The organism is Rhizobium sp. M10 (assembly GCF_002531955.1).
GTDB classification, from domain to species: domain Bacteria; phylum Pseudomonadota; class Alphaproteobacteria; order Rhizobiales; family Rhizobiaceae; genus Rhizobium; species Rhizobium etli_C.
Genome location: NZ_NWTA01000010.1, coordinates 160,000 through 182,212, shown reverse-complemented (window position 1 = coordinate 182,212; position 22,213 = coordinate 160,000). Strand labels below are relative to the sequence as shown.

The window sequence follows — 22,213 nt, the reverse complement described above, 5'->3', positions numbered from 1 at the left end:
CGATGGAACTCCCCGTCAATCACTTTAAACGGAAGCTTATGGCTGGGCAAAGCCAGATCGGTCTATGGTGCGGCCTTCCGGGAAGCTACGCAGCGGAAATCGTGGCGCCGGCGGGCTTCGACTGGTTGCTGTTCGACACCGAGCACTCTCCCAGCGACGTCCTCACCGTCCTGCCCCAATTGCAGGCGGTCGCGCCCTACAGCGTTTCTCCCGTCGTACGCCCTGCCTTCAACGACCCTGTGCTGATCAAGCGGTTCCTGGACATCGGCGTGCAGACGCTGCTCGTTCCGTATGTGCAGAATGAAGAGGAGGCGATGGCCGCCGTAGCAGCCATACGGTATCCGCCGCGCGGGATTCGCGGTGTCTCCGCCTTGACGCGTGCCACACGCTTCGGGCGCGTTTCGAACTACGCACAGATCGCGGAGCAGGAGATATGCTTGCTTGTTCAAATTGAGACCCGGGAAGCGCTCGATCATCTCGAGTCCATCGCTGCTGTCGAAGGAGTGGACGGCATCTTCATCGGCCCGGCTGATCTCGCGGCGAGCTTTGGCCATCCTGGTCAACCGGGCCACCCTGAAGTGGTTGTGGCGGTCGAGGACGCGATAAGCCGCTTGAAGGCGCTTGGAAAGCCGACGGGCATACTCACCCCCGACGAGAAGTTTGCAGCCCGCTGCATTTCGCTGGGGACGCTGTTTACCGCAGTCGGTGTAGATGTCGCCCTACTCGCAAGAGGATCCGAAGCGCTCGCGGCCAGGTTCGCATCTTAGGGAGTTCGAAGATGTCGACGCGGAAGCAGATTTTGGCTGAGATAGCGCCGACCGGCGCTATCAGGGCCGCCATCAATATGTCAAATGCGGCGTTGGTCCGATGGGACGATGAGGCGGGCGCCCTGGTCGGTCCAAGCGCCCAGATAGCCCACAAGATTGCCGAACAATTGGATTGCGGCCTCTCTCTAATCCAGTACGGCTCGGCTGCCGACATACTTGCCAATGCCGACGGCGACGAATGGGACATCGCTTTCATTGCCTCGGATCCATCAAGAGCCGACCGCTTCTCCTTCTCACCTCCATACATCTCCGTCAAAGCGACCTATCTCGTGCCTGACAGTTCGTCCTTCCGGCGTGTCCAAGATATTGACGTCGAAGGAGTCCAGATCGCCTCTGCAAGGAGTGCAGCCTATACGAAGCAGCTCGAACGAATCCTTCAAAGAGCTTCAGTCTCCCACACCGATAGCCCTGCAACGGCCATCAATCTGCTTGTCGAATCGCAGTGCGCTGCGGCTGCTGGACTGACCGAATATCTCATCCAAACTTCGGAAAGAATTTCAGGCTTCCGGCTCGTGGAAGGAACATTCTCCGAAATCCCCCAGACGATCGCCGTGCATAAAAGATCCGTTCATGCCTCAGCCTTTTTTGCAGATTTCGTGCGCGATTTTACATTGCGCCCTTAGCTAACAAACAAAGCGGAAAATCAAAAAGGCCGCGGATGACGCGGCCTTTTCCAATTCAGTGGCAAGATCTCACTTCTTGCGCGGAACCTTCGGAACCGTGCTTCCCTTCTTCGGGGCGTCGCGAACTTCAGGCTCGGCCTGCGGGACCGTCTTGGCACGGGTCTTGGGGGCCGCCTTCGTCTTCAGCTCGCCATCGCCCTCGCCGTCGGCCTCGGGATGCACGACCTCGGCTTCAGGCTTCGGCTTGATCGGCGCCGTATCCGGTATGGCTTCCAGCACGATGCCGGGCTTACCGTCTTCCTTCGGACCGACGGTGACGTTGACGACGCCGCCCTTCTTCAGCTTGCCGAAGAGGATTTCGTTGGCAAGCGGCTTCTTGATGGTGTCCTGGATCACGCGGGCAAGCGGGCGGGCGCCCATCTTCTCGTCGTAACCCTTTTCCGCCAGCCAGGCGATCGCGTCCTCATGCAGGTCGAATGTCACGTTCCGTTCGGAAAGCTGAGCCTCCAGCTGCATGATGAACTTCTGCACGACCTTGTGAATGACAGCCGTCGGCAGCGCGGCGAAGGGAATGATCGCGTCGAGACGGTTGCGGAACTCCGGCGTGAACAGACGGGTCAGCGCCTCCTCGTCCTCGCCGGTGCGCTTGGACGAGCCGAAGCCGATCGCGGCCTTGGCCATTTCGGACGCGCCCGCATTCGTCGTCATGATCAGGATGACGTTGCGGAAGTCGATCTTCTTGCCGTTATGGTCGGTCAGCGTGCCATGGTCCATGACCTGCAGCAGGATGTTGTAGATGTCGGGATGCGCCTTTTCGATTTCGTCGAGCAGGACCACGCAATGCGGATGCTGGTCGACGCCATCTGTGAGAAGACCGCCTTGATCGAAACCGACATAGCCGGGAGGTGCACCGAGCAGACGCGAGACCGTATGCCGCTCCATATATTCCGACATGTCGAAGCGCAGAAGCTCGACGCCGAGCGATGACGCCAGCTGCTTTGCGACCTCGGTCTTGCCGACGCCGGTCGGACCGGAGAAAACATAGGAGCCGATCGGCTTGTTCGGCTCGCGCAGGCCGGCACGCGCCAGCTTAATCGAGGTCGAAAGGGCTTCGATGGCGATATCCTGGCCGTAGACGACCGAGCGCAGTTCCTGCTCGAGATTGGCGAGCACCGCTTCATCGTCCTTGGAGACGGTCTTCGGCGGAATGCGCGCCATCGTGGCGATCGTTGCCTCGATCTCCTTTTCGGTGATCAGCTTGCGGCGCTTCGACGGCGGCAGCAGCATCTGGGCCGCACCGGTTTCGTCGATCACGTCGATCGCCTTGTCCGGCAGCTTACGGTCGGAGATGTAGCGGGCCGAGAGTTCGACGGCCGATTTGATCGCGTCGTTCGAATAACGCAGGTGATGATACTCTTCGAAATAGGGCTTCAGGCCCTTCATGATCTCGATTGCATCGTTGATCGACGGCTCGCTGACGTCGATCTTCTGGAAACGACGTACCAGCGCCCGGTCCTTCTCGAAGAACTGACGATATTCCTTGTAGGTGGTCGAACCGATGCAGCGGATCGCGCCGGATGACAGCGCCGGCTTCAAAAGATTCGACGCATCCATCGCCCCGCCCGAGGTGGCGCCGGCGCCGATCACCGTATGGATCTCGTCGATGAACAGCACCGCACCCGGATATTCTTCCAGCTCCTTGACGACCTGCTTCAGGCGCTCCTCGAAATCGCCGCGGTAGCGCGTGCCGGCGAGCAGCGTGCCCATGTCGAGCGAGAAGATCGTCGCATCGGCGAGCGCCTCGGGAACCTTGCCTTCGACGATCCGCTTGGCAAGGCCTTCGGCGATCGCCGTCTTGCCGACGCCGGGATCACCGACATAGAGCGGATTGTTCTTCGAACGGCGGCACAGGATCTGGATGGTACGGCTCACCTCGGCGTGACGGCCGATCAGCGGATCGATCTTGCCGCCTTTGGCCTTCTCGTTGAGATTGACGCAATAGGCCTTGAGCGCATCCTGCTGCTTCTTGGGGCCGCCCTCTTCCTCGCCGCCGCGTGCCGTCGGCTTGCTCTCGGCTTCCTCTTCGGCGCCGCGCGGAGGGCGGGCCTCAGAGGCGCCCGGCCGCTTGCCAATGCCATGCGAGATGTAGTTGACGGCATCGTAGCGGGTCATCTCCTGCTCCTGCAGGAAATAGGCGGCATGGCTTTCGCGCTCGGCGAAAATCGCGACAAGCACGTTGGCGCCGGTCACCTCTTCGCGCCCGGAAGACTGCACATGGATGACAGCGCGCTGGATGACGCGCTGGAAGCCGGAGGTCGGCTTCGAATCCTCGTCATATCCGGTGATCAGATTGGAAAGTTCGTTATCGACATATTCGACGAGCGTCTTGCGCAGCGCGTCGAGATCGACGTTGCAGGCACCCATGACCGCGGCCGCATCGGCATCGTCGATCAGGGCGAGCAGCAGATGCTCGAGCGTCGCATATTCGTGATGCCGCTCGTTGGCAAAGGTCAGTGCCTGATGGAGCGCCTTCTCTAAACTAGGCGAAAATGTTGGCACGTTCAGATCCTCACTTCTTTTCCATGACGCATTGCAGCGGATGCTGGTGCTGCCGGGCGAAGTCCATCACCTGGCTGACCTTCGTTTCCGCTACCTCGTATGTGAATATTCCGCATTCGCCGACGCCGTGATTGTGGACATGGAGCATGATGCGGGTGGCACTTTCACGATCCTTCTGAAAAAAACGCTCCAGAATGTGAATGACGAATTCCATAGGCGTGTAGTCGTCATTCAGAAGCAGCACGCGATAGAGGTTGGGCTTCTTGGTCTTCGGCTTCGTGCGTGTGATGACCGAGGTTCCGCGATTTCCGTTGTCCCCGTTCCTTTCGCTGTCGTTCTGCATCCGGATCGGCTTTGCGATCATTGTCATTCATTCCTCGATCAATCCGGCGGAGCATGGGAGGGTGCTTTTCCCGCCGAATATCTGAAACACTAACTTAGTTCATAATAGGCCGATTTTAAGCCCCCTGTCAGACACTGCAATCAAGAAATGCCGGCATGCACGGGAAAGACTAAAAAAGTCCCCGGGCCGATCCAAGCGGACGCTGTGGCGAAAGTGGAAACAAAAAAAGACCGGCTACAGATGCGTAGCCGGCCCCGGTATTTCAATATGTCGCGCAGGTTGCGCCGTGGCAATCAACTCATGCAGCGGCAGGCGTTGCCGGCGGCGCCTGCCTGCCCGTCTTGGCGACGGCAGCGGCGATCGGAGCCTCGTAAGGCTTGTAGGCGGACTTGGCGAGATCGGCGTACATTTCGCCGAGCTTGGTGGCTTCGGAAACGAAGTTCTCATAGCTGGACTTGACGTAGCTGGTCTGCAGTTCGAACACGGCCTCGAAGCTCTTGGCGCCGGCCAGCGTTTCGAAATGCGTCACCGCATCCTGAAAGGACTTCTTCGAATATTCAGCAGCTTCGGCGGCGATTGCCTGAAAGCCCCTCGCCGTATCGGAATAGGTTTTCAGCGCCGTATCGACGGCTTCCTTGCTCTTCTTGTTTGCATCGTCAAAGTTGAACATGACCGTCCTCCGTTGGGCTGTGGGATGGCGACAGGGTAGCTGCGATGCACAAATAGTCAAGTAGTCTTGTGCAGCGCAAAACAACCCAGAGGTTGCATGACAACAATAAAACAAAGGCCGCGGGCCGGGGCACGTACGTCTTTAACTGATTTTGCTAATATATATCAGATGGCCACAACCGGAGATTTTAAAAAAAATTTGCTTGAGAAGCAAAAAAACAAAAAAACCGGGCGGATCGCGCCGCCCGGTCCTCTTGAAACTTTCGAGCGCGATCAAAGATCGACGTCGAGGATCGCCATCGAAAAGTTGTAGGAGCGGTCGCCGTCCTCGTCATCGATATAGACGACGCCCAGAAATTCTTCGCCGAGATAGACTTCCGCAGAATCATTCTTGCGCGGACGCGCCTTGACGATCATCTGCGGGTTGAACATGCGCTTGAAATAGGCGTCGAGCTTCTTGATTTCTTCAGGCTTCACTCTGTCATCTCCGTAAGCGGTCTTGATTGGCCGCTTCTTGCACAGGAAAAGCAGCGGTGTAAAGGCGGGCTGCCGCTTGGGCAGTGGCTGTCCCCCGCTCGGTTCCTGCCGGCTTTTCCTATCCTTTTTCCAACAGGCGCTCAGATATCGGCGCCGATCACCTGGTCCATGTTGCGCGACGGTTCGGAACAACCGGCCTCGCCGACGACCTTGGCCGGCACGCCGGCGACCGTCTTCTTCGGCGGCACCGCCTTGAGCACGACGGAACCGGCGGCGACGCGCGAGCAGAAGCCGATTTCGATGTTGCCGAGGATCTTCGCGCCGGCGCCGATCATGACGCCGCTGCCGATCTTCGGATGGCGGTCGGCACCCTCCTTGCCGGTGCCGCCGAGCGTGACACCATGCAGGATCGAGACATTGTCGCCGACAACAGCCGTTTCGCCGATCACGAGGCCGGTGGCATGATCGAGGAAGATGCCCTTGCCGATACGGGCGGCCGGATTGATATCGGTCTGGAAGACGCTGGAGGAGCGGCTTTGCAGATAGAGGGCGAAGTCACGCCTGCCGCGGTTCAGCAGCCAATGGGCCAGACGATGCGTCTGCAGCGCATGGAAACCCTTGAAATAGAGCACCGCCTCCATGAAGCGCAGGCAAGCGGGATCGCGGTCATAGACCGCCTGGATATCGACGCGCAGGATCGAGCTCCATTCCGGCCAATCGGCGAGCATTTCCTCGAAGGTCTGGCGCAGGAGGATCGCCTGCATGTCGGGGTGATCGAGGCGTTCGCAGATGCGGTGAATGACGCATTCTTCGAGCGAACGGTGGTTGATCACCGTCGAATAGAGAAAGGCGGCGAGAACCGGATCCGTTTCGGCGGCAGTGCGGGCTTCCTCGCGCAGGCTGTCCCAGATGGGATCCATCACCTTCAATGGATGGCCTGTTTCAAAAGCACGAATGTCTGTCTTGGCGACCATCGCCGCTCTCCTCGTTACCAACAGGAATGCCGTTTTCGCAATGCCAGTATATAGTGGAAAACGCCCATAACATAAATGGGTGCCGTCACCATGGTTTTTTAGAACGGCTTTTCGGCATCACGATGATGTCAGCCCTCGCCGACCCTTGCATAGAAGGCCAGCACCGCCTGCTTGAAAACCTTATCGCCGACGGCGAGCATATGATCGCGGCCGGGAATATCGAGCGCCTCGGCCTCGGGCATCAGTGCCGCCAGCTGCTGCGGCGAGCCGGCGATATCGTCCCTGGTGCCGACGCCGATCAGCGCCGGCATGTCGAGTTTGGCCATATCCGAGCGGGCGACGAGATCGCGCGAGCCGCGAATGCAGGCGGCGAGCGCAGTGCGATCGCTCTTCGTCTGTTCGGCGAAGGCGCGGAACATGCGGCCGCGGCCATGCGTCACGACGTCCAGCGACGGGGCCAGCAGCGCATCGGCAATCGGATCCCAGTCGCCGACGCCGTCGGTCATGCCGATGCCGAGGCCGCCGAGCACCAGCGAGCGGACGCGATGCGGATTGGCGAGTGCGGCAAAGACGGAAATGCGCGCGCCCATCGAATACCCCATGAGGTTGGCTTCGGCGATGCCGAGATGGTCGAGCAAGGCGATCGCATCGGCGGCCATTACCCATGGACGATAGGCTTCGGCATCATGCGGCTTGTCGCTCGCGCCATGGCCGCGATTGTCGATGGCGATCACCCGGTAGCCGGCATCGCCGAGCGTCTTCAGCCAGGCCGGATGCACCCAGTTGACGTTTGCCGTCGAGGCAAAGCCGTGAATCAACAGGACGGGTACACCGGAGGGATCGCCTTCGTCGAAAAAGACGAGCCGCAATCCGTCATGGGTGAAGCTTGAAAAAACTGGCGTGTTCAGGTTCATCGGGTCTTCCTTTTTGGCGCGACCATAATCGAGCCGCCTGCCAGCGTGAAGCCAAAAACCGTGGCTGAAAACTGTGCTTGCCGCGGCGCTTTGGCTCTACACATTTGCGGCGAAGGCTTATAAGGTTCGCGCAAATTTCAAAGCATTCGGAGAGCGACATGGCCGGCCACAACATTCCTCACTTCCAGAACGACGGCGGTCATCGCGTCATCGAAGTCGGCGTCAAGGAATTCATGTGCACGGGCGCTTCGGCTCCCTTCGATCACCCGCACATCTTCATCGACATGGGCGACGATAACGAGAAGGTCTGCTCCTACTGCTCGACGCTCTACCGCTTCAATTCTTCCCTCAAGCCCAGCCAGACCAATCCGGCCGGCTGCGTTTTCCATGTGAAGGCGGCGTAACCCGACCAGAATCCGGATCGGACAGGCAATGCCGGTCGAACATGCCGCCATCATCGGCGCCGGAATTGCGGGGCTGACCGCTGCGCTGTCGCTTTCGCGCCGGGGCATCAGCTCGGAGATTTTCGAGCAGGCGGACGAACTCACCGAAGTCGGCGCCGGATTGCAGCTTTCGCCGAATGCCTCGCGCATTCTTGCCGACCTCGGCATCCTCGACGGGCTTTCCAAGATCTGGCTCGAACCGGAGAGCATCCGACTGATTTCGGGCAGTTCTCTGCGCCAGCTTGCGGCAGTGCCGGCAGGCAAATTCGCGCGGCAGCGCTGGGGCGCGCCTTATGGCGTCCTGCACCGCACCACGTTGCAGAAAGCCCTGCTCGCCGCCGTCGAAGCCGATCCGCTCTGCCGGCTTCGTCTCGGCATGCGCATGGAAGCGGGTCCGCCGCCTTCCGAACGGCCGGTCGATGTCGTCATCGGCGCCGACGGCGTCTGGTCGAAGCTGCGGCAATCCATTGCGGGCAGCCCCTCGCCACGTTTTTCCGGCAATATCGCCTACCGCTTCACCATCGCCGAGGATGAAGCCCCCGGCTTCCTCGAGCGGACAAGCGTTTCCGCTTTCCTCGGCGGGTCGGCGCATCTGGTCAGCTATCCGCTGAAGGAGACCGGCAGCTTCAACATGGTGGCAATCACCGCCGGCAACATTGCGCCGCAGGCCTGGCAAAGCGAGCCGACGGCAGAGCAGCGCGCACAGCTGCGATCGCGTCTTGCCGGCTGGAACGCGGCCATCGTCTCGCTGCTCGAAAGGCAGCGGAAGCTGACCTTCTGGCCGCTGTTCGAAACCACATCAGGCGCGTGGCAGGACGGCAGGGCGGTTCTGATCGGCGACGCCGCTCACGCGATGATGCCCTTTGCCGCCCAGGGAGCGGCGATGGCAATCGAAGATGCCTACGAACTTGCCGCGTTTCTTTCGGATCGTCCCGTCGCCGAAGCGCTGGCGCATTTCGAAAGGCATCGCGCGCCGCGCATCGCCAAGCTTCGCCAGCGCGGCGCCTTCAACCGGTTTGCCTATCATGCGAGAGGGCCGATCCGGATCGGCCGCGACCTCGTGCTCGGGCTGAAGCCGCCGCAAAGCCTGGCGGCGGATCTCGACTGGATCTACGGCTATCGCGCTATGCGCCCATAGAGTGCCGCAAGCGACGGCGGCGCTCCACGCCTGCCCTCAGACGGCGCTTGCCGCCGCAAACCCGCGCTCGATATCGGCCTTGAGGTCGGCCGCATCTTCGATGCCGATCTGCAGGCGGATGACCGCGCCGTCGGTCGGCGCCTTGGCGACCCTGCGGTCGTTGAGATAGGCGTGCAAAGCGAGGCTTTCGAAGCCGCCCCAGGAATAGCCGAGGCCGAAGATCCGCAGCGCATCGAGGAAGGCATGCGCCTTTGCCCTGGACTGCTCGGGACCATCGGCGGCAAGCACGAAGGAAAAGATGCCGCTCGCCCCCTTGAAATCGCGCTTCCAGAGATGATGAGAGGGGAAGCTCGGCAGCGCCGGATGCAGCACCCGCGCGACATCCTCCCTGCCCTCCAGCCATTCGGCGATAGCAAGCGCGCTTTCATAATGACGCTCGAGGCGCAGCCCCATGGTGCGCAATCCGCGCAGGATCTGGTAGGCATCATCGGGTGCGCCGCAGATGCCGAGCACCCCGTTCGCCTCCTTCAGACGCTCCCAATGCTCGGCATTGGCCGACACCGTCCCGAGCAGAATGTCGGAATGGCCGGACGGATATTTCGTCGCCGCGTGGATGGAGATGTCGACGCCATGATCGAGCGGCCGGAAATAAAGCGGCGTCGCCCAGGTATTGTCCATCATGACGACGGCGCCGTGGCGGTGGGCGACCGCCGAGATCGCCGGAATATCCTGCATCTCGAAGGTGTTGGAGCCCGGAGCCTCGGTGTGCACGATCTTCGTGTTCGGCCGGAACAGCGCCTCTATGCCGGCGCCGATCGATGGGTCGTAATATTCCACCTCGACGCCGAGCCGCTTCAGCATCGTGTCGCAGAAATGGCGGGTCGGACCGTAAACCGAATCGACGACAAGAGCATGGTCGCCGGCGGCGACGAAACCCAGGAACGGAATGGTGACGGCCGCAAGCCCCGAGGGAACGAGGATGGTGCCGGCCGAACCTTCGAGCGCGTCGATCGCCTCGCAGAGCGCATCCGTCGTCGGCGTGCCGCGGGTCCCGTAGGTGTATTTCTGCGAACGCGTCTCCATCGTCCGGGCATTCGGAAACAGCACTGTCGAGGCATGCACGACCGGCGGATTGACGAAACCGTGATAGTCGAAGGGATCGTTGCCGATATGGCTCAGGCGGGTGTTGATGCCGGCATTCTGCAGCAAGCTGACTTTGTCTTTCATGTCGGGAATAGCCTTTGGCAAGGGACGCGAAAACGAGACTTTTGGACGCCCCGCCGCCTCCGGTCAACCCCTGGGACCTTGCGGCGGATCGCATCGAAAAGTATGATTTTCGCGTTATTTTTCCGCAATCGGACGCCCATTTCCTGACCAGCCGCCCATGAATGCGGCGCAATTGACCAAATTTCTGAATTTTGCCGCAATTATTGATGGCGACACTTGACCATAGTGACATTTGCGACTGTGATAGACCCACTCGCGCCGGGAGGGTGTCGAGACGCTTGGGGAGGCCGACGCAACGTTCAGGCGCACTCCCCACAAGATAAAGATAAGACAACGGAAAAAGGTTGGGAAAATGAAGAATAAGCTCCTGTCCGCCGCCATCGGCGCAGCGGTTTTGGCACTTGGCGCATCGGCAGCCTCGGCCACCACTCTCGGTGACGTCAAGGCGAAGGGTTTCGTACAATGCGGCGTCAATACCGGCCTGGCCGGCTTTGCTGCACCCGACGCTTCCGGCAATTGGGCCGGCTTCGACGTCGATTTCTGCAAGGCCGTCGCTTCAGCCGTCTTCGGCGACCCCACGAAGGTGAAGTTCACCCCGCTCAGCGCCGCCAACCGTTTCCCGGCGCTTCAGTCCGGCGAAGTCGATGTTCTGGCCCGTAACACGACCTGGTCGATCAACCGCGACACCGCTCTCGGCCTGAACTTCCGTTTCGTCAACTATTATGACGGCCAGGGCTTCATGGTCCGCAAGAGCCTGAACGTGAAGTCGGCGCTCGAGCTTTCCGGCGCATCCGTCTGCGTACAGTCGGGCACCACCACCGAGCTCAACCTCGCCGACTACTTCAAGGCAAACAACCTCCAGTACAATCCTGTTGTTTTCGAAAAGCTGGATGAGGTCAATGCGGCCTATGACGCCGGCCGCTGCGACGTCTACACGACCGACCAGTCCGGTCTCTATTCGCTGCGCCTGACGCTGAAGAACCCCGACGAGCATGCGATCCTGCCGGAAATCATTTCCAAGGAGCCGCTCGGCCCGGCCGTTCGCCAGGGCGACGACCAGTGGTTCGATATCGTCAGCTGGGTTGGCTATGCGCTGATCAATGCTGAAGAGTTCGGCATCACCCAGGCCAATGTCGACGACATGAAGAACTCGCCGAACCCTGATATCAAGCGCTTCCTCGGCGTCGAGGCGGACACCAAGATCGGCACCGATCTCGGCCTGACCAATGAATGGGCCTACAACATCATCAAGAACGTCGGCAATTACGGCGAAGTCTTCGAGCGCAATGTCGGCCAGGGCAGCCAGCTGAAGATTGCGCGCGGCCTCAATGCTCTGTGGAACAAGGGCGGCATCCAGTACGCTCCGCCGGTTCGCTGATCGGCACGACGCATGAAAGCGGGAAAGGCGGGCAACCGCCTTTCCTCCTCCTATAAAAAAGCTCCGAAAAGGAGCGCATAACATGGGGAATTGGCCAGGCATGACGCATCATGTTGCGGATTCGGCACCATTGCCTAGGAGCGGCTGGAGCTTCCAGTCCGCCCTCTACGACCCGAAGATTCGGGGCATTTTTTTCCAAGTTCTTACCATCGTGTTGCTGGTCACCCTCATCTGGTGGATTGCTCACAACACGGCAGTCAATCTGGCGCGTGCCAACATCGCTTCAGGTTTCGGCTTTCTGAACAGCCGCGCCGGCTTCGAGGTCGGTCAATCGCTGATCGCCTATTCCAGCGATTCGACCTACGGACGCGCGCTGCTCGTCGGCCTTCTGAACACGATCCTGATCGCAGTGACCGGCATCATCACCGCGACCATCATCGGCTTCATCATCGGCATCGGCCGCCTGTCGCGGAACTGGCTGATCGCCAAGCTCTGCACGGTATATGTCGAAGTCTTCCGCAATATCCCGCCGCTGCTGGTGATCTTCTTCTGGTATTCGGGCGTTCTGGCGATTTTGCCCAATGCGCGCGAATCGCTGCAGCTGCCGTTCGGCTCCTTCCTCAACAATCGCGGTCTCTCGTTCCCGAAACCGATCTTTGGAGAAGGTTTCTGGATCGTCGGCGTCGCCTTCCTGATCGCGATCGTCGCCGTTGTCATAACCGCGCGCTGGGCGCATCGCCGGCAGGCTGCGACGGGTCAGCCGTTCCACACGATCTGGGCTTCGCTCGGCCTGCTTATCGGCCTGCCGCTGCTCGCCTTCCTGGTTGCCGGAGCGCCGCTCTCCTTCGATTATCCGATTGCGGGCAAATTCAATCTGAGCGGCGGCTCCGTGGTCGGCCCCGAATTCATGTCGCTTTTCCTGGCGCTTTCCTTCTACACCGCGGCCTTCATCGCCGAGATCGTGCGCTCGGGTATCCGCGGCGTGGCAAAAGGGCAAACGGAAGCGGCAGCCGCGCTCGGTCTGTACCCTTCGTCGATCACCCGGCTTGTGGTTATTCCGCAGGCTTTCCGCATCATCATTCCGCCGCTGAGCAGCCAGTATCTCAACCTCACCAAGAACTCGTCGCTCGCGATCGCCATCGGCTTTGCCGATCTCGTCGCCGTCGGCAGCACGACGCTGAACCAGACCGGTCAGACCGTCGAGGTGATCCTGATCTGGATGGTCGTTTACCTCGGCCTCAGTATCGTGACTTCGCTGTTCATGAACTGGTTCAATGCCAAGATGGCGCTGGTGGAGAGGTAAGATGAGCAACAGTTTCGTCAGAACCGCCATACTGGCGCCCGAGCCGCCTCCCCCAGGAGAAAAAGGCATGGTCGCTTGGATTCGTCGCAACCTGCTTGCGACACCCAAGGACATGGTCCTTACCATCCTGGCGCTGGTCGTCGTCGGCTGGGCCCTCCTGCACGCGATCGACTGGCTCTTCGTGCAGGCGGTTTGGACCGGCCCGGACCGCACCTTCTGCGCCACCGCCGTACAGGGCGGCATCCAGCCGGATGGCTGGAACGGTGCGTGCTGGGCCTTCGTCAACGCCAAATTCGACCAATTCATTTTTGGCCGTTATCCGCTCGACGAGCGCTGGCGCCCGACGCTGGTCGGCATTCTTTTCGTACTTCTGCTGGTGCCGATGCTCATCCCCTCGGCGCCACGCAAGGGCATCAACGCCCTCCTGCTCTTCGGCGTGCTGCCGATCGTTTCCTTCTTTCTGCTTTACGGCGGATTCGGGCTGGAAATCGTCGAGACACCGCTCTGGGGCGGGCTGCTGGTGACGCTGGTGCTCTCCTTCGTGGGCATCGCCGTCTCCTTCCCGCTCGGCATCATCCTGGCGCTCGGAAGGCGCTCGCAAATGCCGGTCATCCGCACGGTCTGCATCGTCTTCATCGAGGTCGTCCGCGGCGTGCCGCTGATTACGGTCCTCTTTATGGCGAGCGTCATGCTGCCGCTTTTCCTGCCTGCCGGCTGGACGGTGGACAAGCTCTTGCGCGCGATCATCGGCGTATCGATCTTTGCCTCCGCCTATATGGCGGAAGTCATACGCGGCGGCCTCCAGGCCATTCCCAAGGGGCAGTTCGAAGGAGCGGATTCGCTGGGGCTTGGCTACTGGCAGAAGATGCGGTTGGTCATCATGCCGCAAGCAATCAAGCTGGTGATCCCTGGCATCGTCAACACCTTCATCGGCATGTTCAAGGACACCTCGCTGGTTTCGATTATCAGCATGTTCGACCTTCTCGGCATCGTTCGCCTCAACTTCGTCGATCCGAACTGGGCGACCGCAGTAACGCCGCTGACGGGACTGATATTTGCCGGCTTCGCCTTCTGGCTTTTCTGCTTCGGCATGTCGCGCTATTCAGCATTCGTCGAACGTCACCTCGACACCGGCCACAAACGATAAGAATGAGGGAAAACAATCATGGCTGAAGTTCCAGCTAAAAAGCTCACCGTTTCCGCAACGGAAGTGGCGATCGAAATCATCAACATGAACAAGTGGTACGGCGATTTCCACGTGTTGCGCGACATCAACCTGAAGGTCATGCGCGGCGAGCGCATCGTCATCGCCGGCCCATCCGGCTCGGGTAAATCGACGATGATCCGCTGCATCAACCGCCTGGAAGAGCATCAGAAGGGCCAGATCATCGTCGACGGCACCGAGCTCACCAACGATCTGAAGAAGATCGATGAAGTCAGGCGCGAAGTCGGCATGGTGTTCCAGCACTTCAACCTCTTCCCGCACCTGACGATCCTCGAAAACTGCACGCTGGCGCCGATCTGGGTGCGCAAGATGCCGAAGAAGCAGGCGGAAGAGATTGCCATGCACTTCCTGAAGCGCGTCAAGATCCCCGAACAGGCCAACAAATATCCAGGTCAGCTTTCCGGTGGTCAGCAGCAGCGCGTGGCGATCGCCCGGTCGCTCTGCATGAGCCCGAAGATCATGCTGTTCGACGAACCGACTTCGGCGCTCGATCCTGAGATGATCAAGGAAGTGCTCGACACCATGGTGGGGCTTGCCGAGGAAGGCATGACCATGCTTTGCGTCACGCATGAAATGGGCTTTGCCCGCCAGGTCGCCAACCGCGTCATCTTCATGGATCAGGGCCAGATCGTCGAACAGAATTCGCCGGCCGAATTCTTCGACAATCCGCAGCACGAACGCACCAAGCTGTTCCTGAGCCAGATCCTGCACTGACCGGAACGCTAAGTTTAGGACCCGCCGCACCCTTTGGGTTCGGCGGGTCTTTCATGTTCAGCGGGAGGCCGTCGCCTGCAACAGACTGCAGAGACCGGCAAGGCCGGAATCGCCACCGCCTGACGCGGAGAGATCGACGCAACGAACGAGCATCTTGCGCTGTTCTTCGACGGGCCTGCTGCGGAAGAGTTCCACGATACGCGCCTCGGAGGTGTTGAGAGTGCCGTAAGCCGCGGACCTTTCGCCGCCTTGCTCCTCCGCCCCGCCGAGAGCGAGATTGGCATCGACCCGGCTGCTGCGTCCGATCGAAGCCGTGGCATTGGCGTCAATTCCATCGGAACCGCCGAGCCGGGCATTGGCGTCTGCGTCGAGACCACTGCCGCCACCGGCATCAGCACTCACATCGGCATTGATGCCGTCTGAGCCGCCGACGGAGGCATCGGCGTCTGCAGCGATGCCGCTCCCTCCGCCGAGCGACGCGCCGGCATCGGCGCTGACGGCATTGCCTGTAGTCACCGACACGCCGACATCGACCGCATGCCCCTTGCCTGCCGGCATGGCAAGGAGGGCGCAAGTCGACGCAAGCACCGCAAGCGATAGTCCGTGATGATTATGGGTCATGTTTCTTCCTCCGTTTTCATTCGCCGGCGATCTCTCCGGCAGTTGAAAATCGAGGGACGCGCGTACCTTCGATCATTTGGACGCCTGCTGACTGCAGGCGATCCGTGGCAAGGCAACGTGGTGGGATGCGGAATGTTTCAGCACGTCGCACAGCTGGCCGATTTAATCGCCGGCAATGATCTTTACGGTTATCGAAATACGAATTTCCTGACCGATTGCGCCAAAACGGAGCATATCCTGAGACATTTGCAGCGGCGATCGAAACTATAGCTTCCGGTTGCACTCCATATCTTCATCCTGTCGCAGAACCTCTTCAAAAAAATCGGGCACAGCTATCCGAGGAATTTGTTTTTCTGCCGACGATTGGACCTGCGAAAATAGCTTCTCTCTTGTCTGGATAAGTCCGTCCGGCATTCCATGTTTCAGCATGTTCTCATTTAATGAAACTGGAGATTCAAGGATGGGCATTTTCGACAAGATCAAACATGCAATCTTCGGAGAAGCAAAAGCAGCCGAACCGGCCGCAGCCGGCGCGCCAAAGACACCGCCCGCCCAGGCTCCCGTTTCGCCGTCGGCAGCGCCCAGTCCGGCGCCTACGGCCTCCCCCGCTCAGAGCAAACCGCCCAGCGCCCCAGCCACAGCCGCCGCGGTCGATATCGTCCCTATCCTCGACGCCGCTGTCAAAAAGAGCGGCCAGAAACTCGATTGGCGTCACTCGATCGTCGACCTGATGAAAGCCGTCGGGATGGATGCGAGCCTGACCGAACGCAAGGAACTCGCCGCCGAACTCGGCTATACCGGCGACACCAACGATTCCGCAAAAATGAATATGTGGCTGCACAAGGCGCTGATGAAGCGGCTTTCGGAAAATGGCGGCAAGGTACCGGCCGATCTCCTGGATTGATCCACCGAGAGGAGGGATACTGCCGCCGCGCTGCGGCGGCAGTATCCTGTTCTAAATTAAAGAGTTAGAGCATGATGTCGTCCGAAAATCGCTCACACTTTTCGGCTTCATGCTCTAACAGTGCGCCCCTCTTGCCCGCAGGCGTTGAAACAAATAACCTCCCGTTCGATTACTTCGATGATCGATCAAGGGAGAATTAAATCCAATGAGATTGATGGCAGTCGTTGGCGTTGCACTTGGCCTGGGCTGTATTTCGGCCGCAGAATCTCCTTCAAACTATCAATCCTATAGCGGCGTTCGGGTCGACACCGACCCGGTCCTCCTGACCCGATACGACAAGGCACTCCGCTGGTGCGTTCCGGAAGCAGGTTCATGGCAACGCGGCTCGCCGAATCCACAGAGCCTGCATTACAATGCGGCGCTCAGAAACTGCCTTTACAGACGCGGCTTCGTCGACCGCGGCGTCTACGCCTACCCCATTCCCAAGGTTTACTTCGATCATTTCCTGGATCGCTGAGAAGAGCTTAAGCTCGCGACAGCTGGGAATGCGATCATAATAACCCTTCCGAAATTCCGGCCGCAGCTGCGGCGCAATTGGCAAATCGCTTCTACCTCCAGCGAAATCCTAGTGATTTCGCGCAGGGTCTTTCCGGTGTCACGCGAATCGAAATAAACATCGGACGCCGATCATTGGGGTAATAAGGGAATAGAATAATAATGCGCGCTCGTACCATAACAGTATTAATTGCCATGGGACTTCTGACTGCCTGCGTGCCGACGCGCCAGGACTATGATGCATACGTCACATTGCTGCAGGGCAGCTCAAGAGCAAGAAACGAAGCAACCAAAGATTGCGTGAGGGGCTTCGATGGAAAGTCCAGTCGCAACCTCGGCATTTTGACAAACACATCGGACAAAGACGCTGTGCGCGTTGGTTGCGATCGTTTTATCGCAGCGGTCGTTTCCGGTCGCGCCACCTATGACGACGTCGTTGACATCAAACGCCAACGGCCTACTCCCAAAATAATCAAAATTTTCCAAGGTCGCTAAACAAGATCGCGCGGCGGCTTGCGGCCTCAAGCTCGCAAGCCGTCGACAACGCGTCCGAAGCGAAGCCGCCGCCCAGAAGCGACGGACACGATGCACTGAGGGCCGATTGTCACACCGTCTGAGATTGCTATCGTGTGGCATCACCAATCTGACGTGTGAGGTGAGAGATGGCCTACGAGAAGATTGCAGGGGGTCCGGAACTGCTGGCCTGGTTCGGCCAGAAGCCGACCTTTCATGACGCGGAAATTCTGAGCCTCTCGCTCAATCGCACTGCGGTCAGCGAGTTGACGATTCACGGCTGGATCGGCACCGATGCTGTTGATCAAGATGGATACTGCATCCTTGACAAGCATGCAGTCGTCACTTTCGCCTTCGAAGATATTATGGACCTGCAGTTGGACGGCTTCAGCCACCAGAACGTGATCAATGGTCTCGTCCTCCGCTACGCAACAGATCGCGGTCGAGCTGGCTACTATGCCCTTCCAAAAGGACCGGAAGACATCGAAATCGAGCTCCGCCCCTGTTACGGGCTGGATGGTTTCATCCGCGCGAAGAAAGTCACCGTGACGTCCCGTCCGGGTCGGCCTGCTGACGACAGACCAACTGCCGCAACGGTCCCTTGAGCAAATCTTTGCTTCTCGACTTTGTCCCAACTTCTAGTCTGTCCTGGCACTTCTCCTGTGACATCAGTCGGCAACGGGTTTGCGCGGCTAGCAATTGACCGAGTGATGCGCGTGCTGCGGTTCGCGCTGCAATGTTGACGGTCGCTCCAAAGAGATCGCCTGCTCTGCGGATAACTGGGCCGTGGTTCAGCCCACTCGAGTGAGTGGTTGGTGTTCCTTGCGGCATGCCTGCGGCAGCTTTCCGAGTACCTCGCTCGTCGCATCGGGCTCAATAAACGAGACCATTACCGTATCGCCAATTCCCTTGATCGGGGCACATTTTGAAGTTCGAGGTGCGGGCGATTCTACGATCATGCCCTCCTTACCATGTCGATAAGTATCACTTTTGAGGGCGAATTTGCCCCAAAATCGTTAAATTCACAAAAAATGCAGATTCCGCCTTTGGCCTGAGGAAATCCGCACACGCCCATCAAGTTTTTGTAATGTTTTCAATCCGTGCATGTCGCTATAGTTGCAGAAAGAATAATTCGCGGCGTGCGAGATAGAAATACTGCCACAATTTGAGAGACTCGAAATTCCGCAAATATTTCAAAATGTAACTCCGGAGTGATCGAGACATTATGGCAGCAATATGGCCATACTTCTCAAGTACTTACCGCCGAGATGCTGTTGCACTTTCCCAAGATGACGTCCTATAACCCCCGCCGTAACGGCTGATTAGCTAAAAAATATTAACTGACAAACGCAACGTCAGAGTTGAGGAACAGGACTATGACAACATACTACGTATCGACGACCAGCAGCGGCGGAAACGGCAGTGCCTCTTCTCCCTTTCGCACGATCAGTGAGGCGATGAGGGCGGACCTTAAGCCAGGCGACGAGGTCGTGGTGAAGCCGGGGACCTACAACGAGAGCATCAACTTCGATAAGGACGGCTCGGCAGCAGGCGACATCACGCTCCGCTCGGAAGTGCCCGGCGCAGCACTGATCCGGCCGCCCGCAGGCTCGTACACCGGGATCAGTGTCAACGCCAACTACGTGACAATCGATGGCTTCGACATCAAGGGCGGCAACGGTGACGGCATCGAAGGGAACAACGTCCACCACGTCTCAATTCTCAACAACAAGGTGCACGACAGTGGGGAGTCGGGCGTTCAGTTCAACTATTCTGACTTCATCAGGATCGAAGGGAACGAGACCTACAACAATGCGTCGTCGGGCTGGTACTCGGGCATCTCGATCTACCAGAACCGGAACATCACCGGCGATACCTCGACGGAGGGCTACCGGACGATCGTGCGTGACAACATCTCGCACGACAACGTCACGAAGACGGGTGCGCACACCGATGGTAACGGTATCATCATCGACGATTTCCAGAGCACGCAGACGAGCGGTCATCCGAACTACACGTTCAAGACCCTGGTCGAGAACAACCTCGTCTACGAGAACGGCGGCAAAGGCATTCAGGTTGCCTGGAGCGACTCCGTCACGGTGCAGAACAACACCGCATACCACAACAATCAGGACCCGCTGAACGACGGCACCTGGCGCGGCGAACTCAGCAACGCGCAGTCGAGCAACAACACCTGGGTCAACAACATCGCCGTAGCGGACCCATCGGTCAACTCGAACAACACTGCGATCGATAACACGTCCTACGGCGGCTACACCAACCAGAACACCGTCTGGGCCAACAACATCACCTTCAACGGCACGGCCGGCCAGGCCTCGGTCAGGACCGACGGCGGCAACGCGACGCCGAGCGCGGCGAACGGCAACAAGCTCGGCATCGACCCGCATTTCGTGAATGCAGCGAACGGCGACTTCCACCTCGCCTCGGGCTCGGCGGCGATCGACAGCGGAACCATCAAGTACGGCGTCGACTCGGCCGATCTGGACGGCGACGCTCGCGTCGTTGGAACTATCGATATGGGCGCCTACGAATCGGGCTCCGCCCCGGTATCGGGAACGCCGACCACGCCGACGCAGCCGGCAGCGCCAACCACGCCGACGGAACCGACAGCGCCAACCACGCCGACGGAACCGACAGCGCCAACCACGCCGACAGCGCCAACCGCGCCGACCGCGCCGACCCAACCGACAACGCCGACCACATCGACGAAGGTATACACCGGCACCGATGGCAACGACTACCTGCCACACACCGGTCAGTCCAACGGCGGCAACGAGACCTTCAAGGGTCTCAGCGGCAATGACGTGCTGAAGGGCGGCGCCGGCTCGGACGTCCTCATTGGTGGTGCCGGAAGGGACTTCATGAGCGGTGGCACCAGCTCGGATACGTTTGCGTTCAAGACAGCGACGGAGACCGGGTCCGGCTGGGCCCGCGACATCATCACCGACTTCCAGCACGGCACCGATAAGATCGACGTCTCGGCGATCGATGCGAACGGCTCTGCGCAGGGCGATGCAACCTTCCATTTCCAGGCGCAGGAGAATGCCTTGTTCGACAAGAAGGCTGGCGCGCTCGCTTGGCACTACCAGGACGACGCTACCGTTATCCAGGCCGATTTGAACGGCGACGGTGTTCATGACTTCGAAATTCAGCTGAAGGGCCATGTCCAGCTGGGTGCAGGCGATTTTCTCCTGTAACGATACCCGTTGCGGCGGTCGTCCGACCGCCGCAACAATCGTGCCAACAATCCGGAAATATGTCGACGGCGGAGTAAAATCCGCCACACGGCGCGCAAACTTCGGTTTACTTCAGCGCGTGGATGAGCAAGCTGGGAGGGCATAGCCCGAGCGGCGATCCCATCCGCGCGCTGTAATTTTTTTGACGGGTGTCGGCCGGCCTTTCCGGTGCCGCTTTGCGCGAGGCGATAGCGGTCGTCGTACATCTCGCGGATGTTGACGTGGCGGGTGACGCGATCGAGCAGAGCGCCGGTCGGGCGCCATACGGGGCCGTGCATTCGTCGAACGGAAGGCTGCTGGTGATCAAGGTGGCAATGCGTTCGTGGTGTTGCGATATCAGCTCGAGCAATAATTCCGCAGCGGTCTCGTGCCTTCCCGCGTTAGATTGAAGATTTCTGCAGAGCGGGTTTTCGTCGGGGTAAGGCGACTGGCGAAAGGCATACCCAAAGGCGCGTTAACTCAATCGCTTTTGATCGGGGCGTGCGGTCTACAATCTCACTCGCAATTTGCAACCACAGTGATATCTTTACCCGCGCACCCCGTTGCCGTGCCGAACCCGCTCTCATCGGCCTGGACAACACTGTGGGGTCCATGTGATACGGGTAGCGGCTTTCGGGGGAGCGCCACAGCCAAGCGAAACCGTATCAGGTCAAGCGAGGCCCGTCGGGAACATCGGCAGTCGTCGATGATCGTCCATGTTGCCGTGGCGGCCGGACATCAGTCCTTCGGGCGCAGTCCAGAACGGGCTTTTCCACGAGGGAGCAGCTGCATGTTGATGCCAAAATCTGGACCCGGGACGACCTATTGAAGGGCTGCGCTTCGGACTGAGGGGGAAAATGTTTGCATTTATGGGCGAGTGGCCAAGTTGGGCCGTGTATGGATTTGTGGGCGCAGCGTGCGGGGCCGCTGGCGCCCTAGTTGGCGGGTTATTATCAGCGCGTTTTGAGAAGGCCCGAACTATCCTTGTGATCATAGGGATAGTTCTCTCCAGACCGCTCACCGAAAATTTCGTTGCTCCAAGGGTGGCAAGCGATTACGCCAATAAGGGTTCTTCCGAGGAAGCTGGACGCAATCACGACGTTGGAGCGCGTTGAGATGGATGGGAAGGCGATCAGGTACTTCTATCGTCTGAGCGACACAGTCCCCACCGCTAGCGGGGAAGTGATGAAGGCTGGGCTGGGCAAAGAGGCGTGCAACTTTTGGAAGCCCAAATTCAAGGCCGGTGAATTTACGTCAGCCTTGTATGATTATACATTCAAAGACGGGCATTCGAGCTTTGTGCTAAATGCCCATGAATGCGAGTGAAGCACCGTTGGACAAAAGGTCCGGCAATACATCGCTGACAAAATCAGTGCTAGAAGCCCTTCTGCGAAAAACCATCAGATGTTCGTAGTAGTGGCCGAAGAGGACGGCTAACTCTTTGAAATGATGGCGACCCCTGCAGGAATCGAACCTGCGACAACCTGCTTAGAAGGCAGGTGCTCTATCCAGCTGAGCTAAGGGGCCGTCTGCTGGCCGCGTTTACGAAGCGCGACCGGATGCGGCATAT

21 protein-coding genes, 1 tRNA gene and 1 pseudogene are annotated in these 22,213 nt (G+C 59.3%); 13 read left to right on the top strand and 10 right to left on the bottom strand.

Features of this window, described 5'->3' with window-relative positions; all coding sequences use genetic code 11:
• Positions 1-2: 2 nt before the first annotated feature.
• Both hpaI and CO671_RS18360 read left to right on the top strand, forming a co-directional pair.
• Positions 3-767, top strand: coding sequence for a 4-hydroxy-2-oxoheptanedioate aldolase (gene hpaI / locus CO671_RS18365; RefSeq protein ID WP_097607091.1), 765 nt, complete (start codon positions 3-5; stop codon positions 765-767).
• Between the two features lie 11 nt (positions 768-778).
• Complete coding sequence (locus CO671_RS18360; protein ID WP_010032718.1) at positions 779-1,450, top strand: transporter substrate-binding domain-containing protein; 672 nt, start codon at positions 779-781, stop codon at positions 1,448-1,450.
• Between the two features lie 69 nt (positions 1,451-1,519).
• Here CO671_RS18360 and clpA read toward each other — a convergent pair whose 3' ends face one another.
• From clpA to CO671_RS18330, 6 genes are all read right to left on the bottom strand, one after another.
• Entirely contained in the window at positions 1,520-4,009 is a 2,490-nt protein-coding gene (gene clpA, locus CO671_RS18355; protein ID WP_097607090.1) for an ATP-dependent Clp protease ATP-binding subunit ClpA, read from the bottom strand.
• 10 nt (positions 4,010-4,019) lie between these two features.
• Positions 4,020-4,373 carry an ATP-dependent Clp protease adapter ClpS gene (gene clpS, locus CO671_RS18350; protein WP_008526939.1) on the bottom strand — a complete coding sequence of 118 codons (354 nt, stop codon included), beginning with the start codon at positions 4,371-4,373 and terminating at the stop codon, positions 4,020-4,022.
• A gap of 277 nt (positions 4,374-4,650) precedes the next feature.
• Positions 4,651-5,022 (bottom strand): phasin family protein, encoded by a 372-nt coding sequence (locus CO671_RS18345; RefSeq protein WP_097607089.1) that lies wholly within the window; start codon positions 5,020-5,022, stop codon positions 4,651-4,653.
• 272 nt (positions 5,023-5,294) lie between these two features.
• Entirely contained in the window at positions 5,295-5,498 is a 204-nt protein-coding gene (locus CO671_RS18340; RefSeq protein ID WP_038688627.1) for a DUF3126 family protein, read from the bottom strand.
• 140 nt (positions 5,499-5,638) lie between these two features.
• Positions 5,639-6,472, bottom strand: coding sequence for a serine O-acetyltransferase (cysE, locus tag CO671_RS18335; RefSeq protein ID WP_004675925.1), 834 nt, complete (start codon positions 6,470-6,472; stop codon positions 5,639-5,641).
• A 128-nt stretch (positions 6,473-6,600) separates the two neighbouring features.
• A complete protein-coding gene (locus CO671_RS18330) occupies positions 6,601-7,386 on the bottom strand; it encodes an alpha/beta fold hydrolase (protein ID WP_097607088.1) in 786 nt (261 codons plus the stop codon).
• A gap of 158 nt (positions 7,387-7,544) precedes the next feature.
• Between CO671_RS18330 and CO671_RS18325 the strand changes: the two genes are divergently transcribed.
• Positions 7,545-7,790 (top strand): zinc-finger domain-containing protein, encoded by a 246-nt coding sequence (locus tag CO671_RS18325; protein ID WP_008526950.1) that lies wholly within the window; start codon positions 7,545-7,547, stop codon positions 7,788-7,790.
• Positions 7,791-7,818: 28 nt separating this feature from the next.
• Positions 7,819-8,967, top strand: coding sequence for an FAD-dependent monooxygenase (locus CO671_RS18320; RefSeq protein WP_010030119.1), 1,149 nt, complete (start codon positions 7,819-7,821; stop codon positions 8,965-8,967).
• 36 nt (positions 8,968-9,003) lie between these two features.
• On the opposite strand, the gene CO671_RS18315 is transcribed toward CO671_RS18320, so the two are convergent.
• On the bottom strand, positions 9,004-10,194 hold the full coding sequence (locus CO671_RS18315) for a cystathionine beta-lyase (RefSeq protein ID WP_010030120.1): 1,191 nt from the start codon (positions 10,192-10,194) through the stop codon (positions 9,004-9,006).
• A gap of 352 nt (positions 10,195-10,546) precedes the next feature.
• Between CO671_RS18315 and CO671_RS18310 the strand changes: the two genes are divergently transcribed.
• From CO671_RS18310 to CO671_RS18295, 4 genes are all read left to right on the top strand, one after another.
• Positions 10,547-11,572 (top strand): amino acid ABC transporter substrate-binding protein, encoded by a 1,026-nt coding sequence (locus CO671_RS18310; protein WP_097607087.1) that lies wholly within the window; start codon positions 10,547-10,549, stop codon positions 11,570-11,572.
• Positions 11,573-11,672: 100 nt separating this feature from the next.
• A complete protein-coding gene (locus CO671_RS18305; protein ID WP_097607086.1) occupies positions 11,673-12,875 on the top strand; it encodes an amino acid ABC transporter permease in 1,203 nt (400 codons plus the stop codon).
• A 1-nt stretch (position 12,876) separates the two neighbouring features.
• Entirely contained in the window at positions 12,877-14,022 is a 1,146-nt protein-coding gene (locus tag CO671_RS18300; protein WP_097607085.1) for an amino acid ABC transporter permease, read from the top strand.
• A gap of 18 nt (positions 14,023-14,040) precedes the next feature.
• Positions 14,041-14,814 (top strand): amino acid ABC transporter ATP-binding protein, encoded by a 774-nt coding sequence (locus CO671_RS18295; protein WP_097607084.1) that lies wholly within the window; start codon positions 14,041-14,043, stop codon positions 14,812-14,814.
• Between the two features lie 57 nt (positions 14,815-14,871).
• Here the strand turns inward: CO671_RS18295 and CO671_RS18290 are convergent, their stop codons facing one another.
• Positions 14,872-15,435, bottom strand: a complete 564-nt coding sequence (locus tag CO671_RS18290) for a hypothetical protein (protein ID WP_097607083.1) — start codon at positions 15,433-15,435, stop codon at positions 14,872-14,874.
• A gap of 460 nt (positions 15,436-15,895) precedes the next feature.
• Here CO671_RS18290 and CO671_RS18285 point away from each other — a divergent pair, with 460 nt between their 5' ends.
• The 5 genes from CO671_RS18285 to CO671_RS18260 all read left to right on the top strand — a co-directional run bounded on the left by CO671_RS18285 (position 15,896) and on the right by CO671_RS18260 (position 20,625).
• Positions 15,896-16,339 carry a DUF3597 domain-containing protein gene (locus CO671_RS18285; protein ID WP_097607082.1) on the top strand — a complete coding sequence of 148 codons (444 nt, stop codon included), beginning with the start codon at positions 15,896-15,898 and terminating at the stop codon, positions 16,337-16,339.
• A 205-nt stretch (positions 16,340-16,544) separates the two neighbouring features.
• Positions 16,545-16,856: a hypothetical protein gene (locus tag CO671_RS18280; RefSeq protein WP_097607081.1), complete on the top strand. Its 312-nt coding sequence runs from the start codon at positions 16,545-16,547 to the stop codon at positions 16,854-16,856.
• 200 nt (positions 16,857-17,056) lie between these two features.
• Positions 17,057-17,389 (top strand): hypothetical protein, encoded by a 333-nt coding sequence (locus CO671_RS18275; protein ID WP_097607080.1) that lies wholly within the window; start codon positions 17,057-17,059, stop codon positions 17,387-17,389.
• A 167-nt stretch (positions 17,390-17,556) separates the two neighbouring features.
• A complete protein-coding gene (locus CO671_RS18270) occupies positions 17,557-18,012 on the top strand; it encodes an Imm50 family immunity protein (protein WP_097607079.1) in 456 nt (151 codons plus the stop codon).
• Between the two features lie 771 nt (positions 18,013-18,783).
• Positions 18,784-20,625, top strand: a complete 1,842-nt coding sequence (locus CO671_RS18260) for a right-handed parallel beta-helix repeat-containing protein (RefSeq protein WP_097607078.1) — start codon at positions 18,784-18,786, stop codon at positions 20,623-20,625.
• A 212-nt stretch (positions 20,626-20,837) separates the two neighbouring features.
• Here CO671_RS18260 and CO671_RS34235 read toward each other — a convergent pair.
• A pseudogene (locus tag CO671_RS34235) lies at positions 20,838-21,031 on the bottom strand (ATP-binding protein); the annotation flags it as partial.
• Between the two features lie 1,062 nt (positions 21,032-22,093).
• A tRNA-Arg gene (locus tag CO671_RS18250) sits at positions 22,094-22,170 on the bottom strand.
• Positions 22,171-22,213: the final 43 nt, after the last annotated feature.